This is a genomic window from Halomonas sp. OfavH-34-E (assembly GCF_024124525.1).
In the GTDB taxonomy this organism is placed as follows: Bacteria; Pseudomonadota; Gammaproteobacteria; order Pseudomonadales; family Halomonadaceae; genus Halomonas; species Halomonas litopenaei.
Genome location: NZ_JAMXRY010000021.1, coordinates 71,899 through 83,133 on the forward strand (window position 1 = coordinate 71,899; position 11,235 = coordinate 83,133).

The window sequence follows — 11,235 nt, forward strand, 5'->3', positions numbered from 1 at the left end:
CCTCTGTCCAAGGCCCTGGCCGCAGCGGGCCCCTGTCCAGGGCGGGGGGTTCAGGAGAGCGAGCCAGGGACGGGACCGGTCGAAACATCGTGGCGGCATGCGCCAGTCGCCTTGCTGACAATGCGCCGCATGCTTTCGCTGATTTGCGTCGAGTGCTACTCCTGGAAGGGCGAGATATCGCCGCGCCCTTCGCGCACGATGACCGGCGGCATGTCGCGCAGATCGATCACGCTGGTCGGCTCCAGCTGACAGGCGCCACCGTCGATCACCAGATCCAGGTGCGCACCGAAGCGATCGCGAATCTCTTCGGGGTCGGTCATCGGCAACGCCTCCCCCACCGGAATCAGGGTCACGCTCATCAGCGGCTCGCCCAGGCGTTCAAGCAGGGCACGCGAGATCTCGTGGTCCGGCACCCGAACGCCGATGGAGCGGCGCTTGGGATGCAGCAGCAGCCGGGGCACCTCGGTGGTGGCGTGCAGGATAAAGGTGTAGGCGCCTGGGGTGTGGGCCTTGAGCAGGCGGAAGACGGCGTTGTCCACCTTGGCGTAGGTGCCGATCTCCGACAGGTCCGAGCACACCAGGGTGAAGTTGTGCTTGTCGTCCAGCGACCTGAGCCACTTGATCTTCTCGATGGCCTTCTTGTCCCCCAGGTGGCAGCCCAGGGCGTAGCCCGAGTCGGTCGGATAGGCCACCACTCCGCCCTTGTGGATGATCTCGACCGCGCGGTCGATCAGGCGCTTCTGGGGGTTGTCGGGGTGAATCTGAAAGTACTGGGTCATGTTGCCTCCCTGGCGAACAAACGGGCAAAAGAAGTTGGCGAAGAAAGCACGAGGCGCAGCGCGGGCCTTCCCTCTCAGACTAGACCGAATGGGCGGCGTTCTTGTCTTCCGGGCTCTTGTCTTCCGGGCTCTTGTCTTCCGGGCTCTTGTCTTCAGGGCCTAGGGCGCGCGGGGTGTCATCGTCCACGCTCTCATTTATCGCGCCAGGGCCCGCCACGTCCGTACTCGCCGCGCTGGCGAACCAGGCGGCAAGGCGCGGATGGGCCCACACCGGCGCCACCGCGGTGCGCGGAATCGGACTCATGCTGCCCGGTGCCAGGTGTCCTCCCGGAAAGTGAAAGTCGCTGCCCAGCGATCCGTACAGGTCGCGCTCCATCAACTGTCGCGCCAGGTCCCGGGTGACATCCGGGTTCTGGAAGCCGCTGACCAGCTCCGCCGCCTGGCCCCCCGCCCGACAGAACTCATCGAGCAGCAGGCCGCGCTTGCGCCGGGTCAGCTTGTAGCGAAGGGGATGAGCCAGCACCGCCACGCCGCCGCTGTCGAGGATCCACTCCACCACCTCGGACAGGTAGGGCCAATGCGACTTCACGTCACCGATCTTGCCGTTGCCAAGATACTTGCTGAAGGCCCCGGACAGATCCGCCACCAGCCCTTCTGCCACCATCACGTGGGCGAAGTCGGGGCGATTGAGCGGCCGGTCGCTGCCGGCCCAGGCACGCGCCTTGGCCAGCCCGTCGCTCAGGCCGATGCGCTCGAGTCGCCGGGCAATGGTCTCGGCACGCTTCTCGCGGGCGATGGCCTGCTCGGCAAGGCCGGCCTCCAGCATGGCCCCCGGCCCCGACGGCAACAGCCCGACCACATGGATATTGAGTCCCCGCCACTGACAGGACAGTTCGCTGGCGGGCAGCACCGACAGCCCAAGCTCGCGGGCGCGAAGGTCGGCCTCGGCGACTCCCTCGAGGCTGTCATGGTCGGTCAGGGCGATATGCGAAAGCCCCTTGGCGTGGCACAGCGTCACCAGTTCCGACGGCGCAAGAGCGCCGTCGGAAGCGGTCGAGTGCATATGCAGATCGATGGCGAGGGCCGTGCCCTCGAAGGACTCAGGAAGGGCTGGCATGGGACAGGAAACTGGCTCCTCGACATGACGCCGGGCGGCGACTTTGACAGAATATGGCCTCCATGGTGCGCGTGGCGCCTGCCGCGGTCAATGCTGGTCGCGTCGCGCATGCGCCTCCCCGAGCCGGGTGATCGTCATCCAGGATGCCGTAGAGCGGCATCCGACCGCCCGGCGAGTCTGCCCGGGCCAACGTCAACCGGGCCCTATCGAGGAACTATCGATGCTCTACGCGATCATCAGCGAAGATGTGGACAACAGCCTGGAACGTCGACTGGCCGCCCGGCCCGACCACCTGGCTCGACTCGAGGCCCTGCGCGATGAGGGACGCCTGGTGCTGGCCGGACCGCACCCGGCGGTGGACAGCGAAAATCCCGGAGACGCCGGCTTCAGCGGAAGCCTGGTGGTCGCCGAGTTCGACGACCTGGCCAGCGCCCAGGCCTGGGCCGATGCCGACCCCTACATGATCGCCGGCGTCTACGCGTCGGTCACCGTCAAGCCGTTCAAGAAGGTCCTGCCCTGAGGCGAGCCGAGTGCCTGCCCCGCGCACCTGGCGGGATCGCGGGCACCCAGCTTCTGGCACCTGTTCGTGGACAGGCGATGTCCTGGCTGCCGTTCACGAACAGCCTGTTTGCACAGGTCTTGTTCACAGCCTGCTTGTTCACAGCCTGCTTGTTCACAGAGTCTGTGGAAAAGTCTGTTGAAACGCCGCGGACGCATTGCTGTAACCCTGTTGCCACGCCCTCGACAACAGAGTGATCAATTCTTGACCAGCCCCGCCAGCCGGAAATCTTCGACGTGACATCATCTCCAGATGGCCTCCCCGCCCTGACCGCCGCCACTACCGCCGAACTGGACTGGCGCGAGGACGACAGCGGAATCAGCCCTCACTCCCGTGCCTTCGACGATGTGTACTTCTCGCGCCACGACGGTCGCGCCGAGACCGAGCACGTGTTTATCGCCGCCAACCGGCTGCCCCAGCGCTTTGCCGCCTGGCACGAGCAGCGCCCCTTCGTGATCGGTGAAACGGGCTTCGGCACCGGGCTCAACGTGCTGTGCGCCTGGCACAGCTTCGAGGCGCTGGCGCCCCCCCGGGCGCGGCTGCACATCGTCTCCACCGAGCGCTATCCCATGAGCGCCGAGGATCTGACTCGGGCCCTGGCAGGCCAGCCGGATCTGGCCGACAAGGCGGCGGCGTTGATTCGCCAATGGCCGGCGGCGGTCACCGGGGTGCATCGACTGGTGCTGTCGCCCCGGGTCATTCTCGATCTGCACCTGGGTGACAGCAGCGAACGCCTTGCGCTGCTCGACGGCCTGGTGGACGCCTGGTTCCTCGACGGCTTCGCCCCGTCGAAGAATCCCGAGATGTGGCAGCCTGCACTGTTCGCCGCGATGGCGGCGCACTCCCGTCCTGGCGCCACCTTCGCTACTTTCACCTGCGCCGGTATCGTCAAGCGCGGGCTCAAGGCCGCCGGTTTCACCTGGCGCAAGGTACCGGGCCACGGACGCAAGCGCGAGATGCTCGCCGGCGAGATCGACACGCCTCCCGACGATACCGGCAGACGTCACACCCCCTGGTTTCGTCCCCCTGAGGCGCGGCCCTGTCGGCGCGTGGCCATTGTCGGCGCGGGCATCGCCGGCTGCAGCGCCGCCGAGGCGCTGGCCCGACGTGGTGTCGAGGTCACCCTGATCGACGCTTCGCGACCCGGCAGCGGGGGCTCCGGCAATGTCCAGGGCGCGCTATACGTGAAGCTCGCCGCCGACACCAACCACCAGAGCCGGGTCTATCTGGGCGGGCTGCTCTACAGCCAGCGCTGGCTCGCCCGGCTCGACCCCGAGCAGCGCCTGTGGTCGCCCTGTGGCGTGCTGCAACTCGGTGCCAACGAGCGCGAGGCCCGTCGTCAGCGACGCTTTCTCGATCACCACGGCCTTCCCCACACTGTGGTGCGTGGCATCGACGCCGACGAGGCCTCCAGCCTCGCCGGGCTCTCGCTGCCCCACGGCGGCCTTTACTATCCGCTGGCAGGCTGGGCCAGGCCGCGCGAGCTGTGCGAGCAGCTCGCCCGCACGCCAGGGGTGACCTTCGTCCAGGCCAGCATCGACAGCATCGAGCCTCTGGAGGACGGCGGCTGGCGTCTTGTCGGCAGCCACGCCCTGAAGGGCGATCACTCCAGCGTCGCCATCGAGGTGGATCAGGTCATCGTCGCCGCCGCCTATCGCTCGGCTGACTTCAGCCAGGTCACTGGCCTGCCGCTGCAGGCGGTACGCGGCCAGGTCAGCCGCGCGCCCCTGGCGCTCGAGGCCCCGGCGCCGAAGCGAGTGGTCTGCGCCGGTGGCTACGTGGCACCGCCGCTGGATGGCGTGCTGACCTTCGGCGCGACCTTTGCCCCGGGGCGTAGCGACAACGACACCCTCGACGAAGACCACCAGGCCAACCTGGAGGAACTCGACAGAACCCTGCCGGGCTACCTCGACCAGCTGCGCCAAGCCGGCCACCCGCTGGCGCTCGAGACTCTCGACGGTCGTGGCGGTGTGCGCTGCGCAAGCCCCGACAAGACGCCCTACGCTGGCCCGCTACCCGATCAGCCGGCATGGCTTCGCGACTACGCGGTGCTGGCCAAGGACGCCACCCGGGTGCCGGACGTCGCGGGCAGCCACCATCCCGGCCTATGGATCAGCGCCGCCCACGGCTCACGGGGGCTGGCCAGCGCGCCGCTGTGCGCCGAACTGCTGGCCTCGCGGATCTGCGATGAACCGCTGCCGCTGGAAGCCCCCCTGGCCGACCACCTGCACCCGGGGCGGCGGCTGATCCGCGATATCGTCCAGGGCAAGCGCCAGGGCTGACTCCAGGATGAGCACCAAGGCTTGCTCCAGGGCTGGACGCAAGCAGCAACGCCCAGACGCCGACGGCCCGCCTTGAAGGCGGGCCGTCGTCTTTTTCACCCGCCGCAGCAAGCGTCTGGTGGCCGGGGGCATCGGCAGATCAGATGTCTCCTTCTTCCTCGTCATCTGCGATGTCTCTGCCAAAGGATCGCCACTGGGCCAGGGTCAGCACCTCGGTGCTCTCGGTCTCCAGATCGTGGGCGATGATCAGCTCCGAGCGCTCGAGCTGGCCCTTGAGCTCCTTGACCCAGCCATTCATGCCCTCTCCGGTGTCGGTGGTGTCGTAGCCCTGACGGGTGACGAAGCTTTCCAGCAGGGCGTCCAGCGTCTCCCCGGGCAACATGCGATAGGGTACTTCGACGAAACGGCTCATGCTTGCTCCTCCGAACTCTCGGATTCCCACTCGTTAAGGCGCGCGAGGAAGGTCGCCTCGTCGATCACCTCGACCCCCGCCTGCTCGGCCTTGGCCAGTTTGCTGCCGGCACCGGGGCCGGCCACCAGGCAATGGGTCTTCTTCGACACGCTGCCGGCCACCTTGGCGCCCAGCGCCTGCAGGCGCGCCTTGCCCTCGTCCCTTGTCATGGTCTCCAGAGTACCGGTGAGCACCCAGGTCTGGCCTTCCAATGGCGTGGGGCGCTCGCCGACGTCGACCTCGTCCCAGTGCACCCCGGCGGCGATCAACGCCTCCAGCGTTTCGAGGTTGTGCGCCTGGTGGAAGAAGGTGGCGATATGGGCGGCCACCACCGGCCCCACGTCGTCCACCGCCTCCAGCGTCTCACGGTCGGCCTGCTTGAGGGCATCGAGGTTGCCGAAGTGGCTAGCCAGGTTGGCCGCGGTGGCCTCGCCGACCTCGCGGATACCCAGGGCGTAGATAAAGCGTGCCAGGGTGGTGGCCTTGGCCCTTTCCAGCGCCTCGACCAGATTGCTGGCCGACTTCTCGGCCATGCGCGGCAATTCTGCCAGCCGTTCGGCGGACAGGCTGAACAGGTCCGCCGGGGTCTTGACCCAGTCACGCTCGACCAGGGCATCGATCAGCTTGACGCCGAGGCCGTCGATGTCCATCGCCCGGCGCGAGGCGAAGTGCTTGAGCGCCTCCTTGCGCTGGGCGGCGCATACCAGCCCGCCGGAGCAGCGTGCCACCACCTCGCCCTCGATCCGCTCTATCTCGGACTCGCACACCGGGCAGCGCTCGGGGAAGACGATATCCTGGCCTTCGCCTGCCGCCTCGACCACCCTGACCACCTGGGGGATCACGTCGCCGGCGCGGCGAATGGCGACCCGGTCGCCGATGCGCACGCCAAGCCTCGCGATCTCGTCGGCGTTGTGCAGGGTGGCGTTGGACACCGTCACCCCGGCCACGCTGACCGGGTCAAGCCGTGCCACCGGGGTGATCGCCCCGGTGCGCCCCACCTGAAATTCCACGTCGGTGAGGGTCGTGGTCTGCTCCTGAGCCGGGAACTTGAAGGCGATGGCCCAGCGCGGCGCCCGCGAAACGAAGCCCAGCTCGCGCTGCAGGCGTAGCTCGTCGACCTTGATCACCACCCCGTCGATATCGACGTCCAGGCGCTCACGACGCTCCCCCAGGCGGCGGCAGTAGTCGATCACACCGTCCGCCCCCTTGACCACTTCGAGCTCGCGACTGACCGGCAGGCCGACCTCGGCCACCCGCTGCATCAGTTCGCTATGGGTGCTTGCGCCTCCATCGGGCTCAAGGCGCGCTACCTGGTAGCCACGGAATTCGAGTGGCCGCGTGGCGGTCACCCTGGGGTCGAGCTGGCGCAGGCTGCCGGCGGCGGCATTACGAGGATTGGCGAAGACCTTGCTGCCCTGCTCACGGGCACGCTCGTTCATCGCCTCGAACTCCTGGTGACGCATGATGACCTCGCCGCGCACCTCCATCAGCGTCGGCGGCGTCTCGCCCCGTAGCCGCAGCGGAATGGACTTCAGCGTCTTCAGATTGGACAGGATGCCCTCGCCGGTACGGCCGTCGCCACGTGTGGCACCGCTGACCAGCACACCGTCTTCGTAGACCAGCGAGACCGCGGCGCCGTCGAACTTGGGCTCACAACTGAAGAACAGCGCCTCGGCGTCCAGTTCCATACGCTCGGCCACCCGCTTGACGAAGGCTCGTATCTCATCGTCATCGAAGGCGTTGTCCAGCGACAGCATGGGCAGCGCGTGGGTCACCTCGGGGAAGCCGTCGGCGGGCTTGGCACCGACCCGCTGGGTCGGCGAGTCGGGGCTCGCAAGCTCGGGATGGGCCTGTTCGAGCTCCGTCAGCCGACGCAGCAGCCGGTCGTACTCGGCGTCGGGCAGGCGCGGGTCGTCGAGCACGTGATAGCGGTAGTTGGCGTCATCGAGTTCGGTGCGAAGCCGCGCGACCTCGTCACGGGTCGAAGCATCGGTGGTCATGTAAACCCTTGTCCTGGCGAAGTGCGAAGTGCTGATGATCGGCCATTCTACCCCATGCCCGCCGGGAGAAAACCGCCAGACATCACCGCCCCCGACAGGCAAGCCCGGTCCGCCCCATCAAGACACAGAAGGCAAACGCAGACGGCCCCGTGTCTCCACGGGGCCGTCGCGTACCAGGCAGCGCCTGCGCGGTCAGTTCACCTGATAACGATGCAGGCGGTGGCGGCGCTCGAACTCCTGCACCCGCTGGCGGGCAAACTCCACGGTCTGGGCGGTCATCACGCTGTGATTCTCGTCCTTCAGCTCACCCCCCATATGGCGCACGATCACCATCGCGGTCTCGACCATGGCCTCGAAGGCCGCCGAGCTGTCCTTGGCGCTGGGCAGCGGCATCAGCAGGGTGATGCCAGGTGTGGTGAAGTCGTCCATGGCTTCGATCGGGAAGGTCCCGGGCTTGAGCACGTTGACCATGGAGAACTGCAGGGCGCTGCCCTCATCCTCGGTCTCGAAGCGATGGAAGATGCCCATGTCTCGGCTGTAGCGCAAACCGCAGGCCATCATCAGCTCCAGCAGGGTCGTGCCAGGGAAGCCGTCCTCGTCACGGGACATCACGCTGATGACGATGATTTCCTCGGCATTGCTCAGGCTGTCACGGGCATGCTCGGCGTTGACGTCGTGGCGCAGGGCCTTCTCGAGCACCGGATGGGTGCGCACCCTGGAGTCTTCGACATTGGCGTCCGCTGCTTCGTTAAATGCGGCTTCGTCATACGCGGCTTCGTCGTACGTGGCATCGTCGAACGAGGCTTCGTCTTCCATCGACGAGGCGCCACGCTGATCGGCAGCGGCCTGCCTGGCAAGCAAGGCTTCCTGACGGCGGCGCTCGGCCTCCTGAGCGGCCTGCTCCTGACGCAGCCCTTCTTCCTGCTGCCGCTGACGCTGCTGTTCGGCCTGATGCTGTGCCTGTTCGGCCTGCCGGCGAGCTTCTTCCTCGGCCTTGAGCTTGGCTTGTTCGGCCTTCTGCTCGGCCTTGAGTCGTGCCTTCTCGGCTCTTTCCTCCTCACGCTTCTCGCGTTCGATACGCTTCTGTTCCCGGCGTTCTCCCAGCGACTTCTGCAGCGAAGCGCCAAAACGATGCACGGAGGACCCCATGCGACGAGAGCGATCCTTCAACGAATCTCCCATCCCCTCGAAGTCCACCAGACGATACTGATCCTCGTCGAATTCCTCGTGGTCCTGTGGGTCCGCCGCCAGAGACGGCATGGCAGCGTCGCCGGGCTCGCTGGCGACGTCATCGTCACGACGCGCGCTCAAGCTGGGCTCGCGGCGCCCATCACCCGCGTCGGCGACATCGTCACGCACCGCGTGTTCGTCCTGGGCAGTCTTGCCGGTGGAGGCGTCAGCGTCCACCGGAGCGTCCATCGTCGTCTCGCTGGTGGCCCTTGGCTCCTCGCGGCTGTCGGCCGCCATGGGCTCGTCTGACAGGGAGGACTGCTCGGCCACTTCTTCAGCGTTTTCAGCGTTCGGGGCCTGCGCGGGCGCTTGATCGACCCGCACCGACGGCTCTGCCTGTGCTGGAGTCGGTTCTGCCTGTGCTGGAGTCGGTTCTGCCTCGGCGGGCGCTTGTTCTGCACCCTCTTCTACACCCTCTGCCTGGGTGGGCTGCTCGGCCCGGGCTGCAGGTGCCGGCTGACTGGCTCGCGGGGCAACGGTGTCCGCCGGCCGGTCATTGGTCGACGATCCATCGGCGCGCTGGCTGTCCCCAGCCTCCTGAGCGCGACTGGCCTGACTGGAGCGGAATTCGGACAACACCCGGGATGGCCCGGGGTGCTCCTGGCGCTGCAGCTTGGGCTTGGGCTGAACATTGGAGAAGTCCGCAGGCCTGACGACCCTGGCCCCTCCATTGGGCAGCTCCCAGTTGATTTCTTCCTGGCGCGCACGCTCCTCGGGGTCGTCCTCTACCGAGGCCACCTCCCGACGCTCTGGCGCGCTGGGTCCGGGGCTCGCCGCCATGGCGGGTTCCTGATCATGGCGACTGCCATGACCACTGCCATAGCCGCTTTCGTAGCTACCGTAGCCACTATCGAGGACGTCTCCCTGCACCTCATCAAGGCGGGGAGTGCGACGTTGGCGCTGGAGGCGACGCGCCCCATCGATAACGATGAGGGTCACCAGTGCCAGCCCCAGAATGATCAGCCACTCTCTTAGTTCCATGGGTCGTCATGCCTTTGCTAAGGCGCCATGCCTGATGGTTGTCCGTCAACAGCATAGCGTGATTGCGAAAAAAAGGGCCACTTTTTTTATTTGTCAAGCGCCGGATTTTCTCCGGTCTTCTCGACAGTGCCCTTCGCATTCGCCCTTCCAACTCCCTTTGCTTACCTTGCCATGCAGTATCATGGTCTTACTTGGTAACCCTATTATAACCACCTTTCAAGTGCATCATGCTTCTGCCAGCGCGGCCGCCTCGTCCACGCCCACCGAGACCAGTCGCGAGACGCCAGGTTCCTGCATCGTCACACCCATCAGTCGTTCACCGGCCTCCATGGCGATCTTGTTATGGGTGATATAGATGAACTGAACGCTCTCGGACATTTCCTTCACCAGCTTGGCATAGCGCCCGACATTGGCATCGTCCAGGGGCGCATCCACCTCGTCGAGCATACAGAACGGCGCCGGGTTCAACTGAAAGATGGCGAATACCATGGACAACGCCGTCAGTGCTTTTTCTCCCCCGGACAGCAAATGAATCGTGCTGTTCTTCTTGCCCGGAGGTCGCGCCATGATGGCCACCCCGGTTTCCAGCAAATCATCGCCTGTCAGGGTCAACCATGCGGTTCCACCACCGAAGACTCGCGGGAAAAGCGACTGCAGGCCGGCATTGACCCGCTCAAAGGTATCGCGGAATCGCATCCGCGTCTCCTGATCAATACGTCGGATCGCCTTGTCCAGGGTTTCGAGGGCCTCGTTCAGCTCGGCCTGCTGCGCTTCGAGATAGTCACGCCGCTCGGCCTGCTGCTCGTACTCCTCGATGGCGGCCAGGTTGATCGCCCCCAGCCGGCGAATCTTCTCGCCCAGCTCCTCCAGCCGGGTCTGCCAGGCGGACTCGGTGGCATTGGGGTCCAGCCCTTGTGTCAGAGCCTCGGCATCGTGGCCAAGTTCCCTGAGCTGCTCATCCTGGGTCTCGGCCTTCAACGCCAATGCCTGAACCTGCATACGCGCCTCCTGCAGACGCTCGCGCACGCCATCGAGATTTCGCTCGTGGCTCTGCCGCGCCTGCTCGTCGTCGCGCAGGCGCTCGACCAGCGCCGCCGCCCGTGCCCGCGACTCATTGAGCTGGCGCTCCTCCTGCTCGCGCCGGTGCAACAGCTCATCGAGACGCTCGCGACGTTCCTCATCCGGCTCATGCAGCCCCTCACGCGCTTCCTCGAGTTCGGCCACCCGCTCCTCCAGGCGTGAGCGGGTATCCCCCGCGCGCCCCTGCTGCTCGGCCAGGCCAGCACGCTCGGTGGTCAACCGCTGGTGCTCCAGGGTGAGCTGCTGGGAGCGCTCGCTCAGCGGACGCTGGCGGGTACGCAGCGAGGCCAGCCGTTCGCGCGCCTGGGTGCGCTCGCGCTCGAGACGCTCGCGTACCTCAGCGCCCTCTTCCAGCCGAGCCATGGCGCTCTGCCACTGCTCGCGCATTTCCTCGATGGCCAGCCGCGCTTCCTCGTCGGCTTCGGCCAGGCCCTCGAGCTCCTCGTGGATCTCGGCGCCGCGACTGGACAGATGCTCAAGCCGGCTGGCCAGACCATTGTCCTGGACCGCCAGTTGCTGACGCGCCTGATCCAGCTCACGCTCCGACAGCCGCAGTTGCTCGAGCCCCTGCTCGGCCTGATCGACCAGCGCCTGGGCACCTTCGCGGGCCTGCTCGACGGACGCCAGCCGCTGTTCCTGCTCTGCCAGGGCGGCACTTGCCTCGTCCAGCCGGGCACGGCTCACCAGCAACGCATCCGGCCCATCTCCCTCGCCCCGCTGGCGCGCCCAACCAGGGCCTAGCCACAGGCCGTCGGC

7 protein-coding genes and 1 pseudogene are annotated in these 11,235 nt (G+C 66.7%); 2 read left to right on the forward strand and 6 right to left on the reverse strand.

From position 1 onward, the window contains the following. Window positions 1-155: 155 nt before the first annotated feature. Complete coding sequence (locus NH448_RS11025) at window positions 156-779, reverse strand: L-threonylcarbamoyladenylate synthase (protein WP_045991103.1); 624 nt, start codon at window positions 777-779, stop codon at window positions 156-158. A 79-nt stretch (window positions 780-858) separates the two neighbouring features. Further along, entirely contained in the window at window positions 859-1,896 is a 1,038-nt protein-coding gene (locus tag NH448_RS11030; RefSeq protein WP_253028782.1) for a PHP domain-containing protein, read from the reverse strand. Between the two features lie 220 nt (window positions 1,897-2,116). Between NH448_RS11030 and NH448_RS11035 the strand changes: the two genes are divergently transcribed. After that, a complete protein-coding gene (locus NH448_RS11035) occupies window positions 2,117-2,416 on the forward strand; it encodes a YciI family protein (protein WP_045991104.1) in 300 nt (99 codons plus the stop codon). 275 nt (window positions 2,417-2,691) lie between these two features. Next, window positions 2,692-4,737, forward strand: a complete 2,046-nt coding sequence (gene mnmC / locus NH448_RS11040; RefSeq protein WP_253028783.1) for a bifunctional tRNA (5-methylaminomethyl-2-thiouridine)(34)-methyltransferase MnmD/FAD-dependent 5-carboxymethylaminomethyl-2-thiouridine(34) oxidoreductase MnmC — start codon at window positions 2,692-2,694, stop codon at window positions 4,735-4,737. Window positions 4,738-4,876: 139 nt separating this feature from the next. Here the strand turns inward: mnmC and NH448_RS11045 are convergent, their stop codons facing one another. The 4 genes and pseudogenes from NH448_RS11045 to NH448_RS11060 all read right to left on the reverse strand — a co-directional run. Beyond that, window positions 4,877-5,149 carry a YheU family protein gene (locus NH448_RS11045; RefSeq protein WP_108449937.1) on the reverse strand — a complete coding sequence of 91 codons (273 nt, stop codon included), beginning with the start codon at window positions 5,147-5,149 and terminating at the stop codon, window positions 4,877-4,879. Next, window positions 5,146-7,188, reverse strand: coding sequence for an NAD-dependent DNA ligase LigA (gene ligA, locus NH448_RS11050; protein WP_213228528.1), 2,043 nt, complete (start codon window positions 7,186-7,188; stop codon window positions 5,146-5,148). Before ligA ends, NH448_RS11045 begins: the two co-directional genes overlap by 4 nt. Window positions 7,189-7,380: 192 nt before the next feature. Then, entirely contained in the window at window positions 7,381-9,399 is a 2,019-nt protein-coding gene (locus NH448_RS11055) for a cell division protein ZipA C-terminal FtsZ-binding domain-containing protein (protein WP_253028784.1), read from the reverse strand. 225 nt (window positions 9,400-9,624) lie between these two features. Beyond that, window positions 9,625-11,235 (reverse strand): annotated as a pseudogene (locus tag NH448_RS11060) (chromosome segregation protein SMC); the annotation flags it as partial.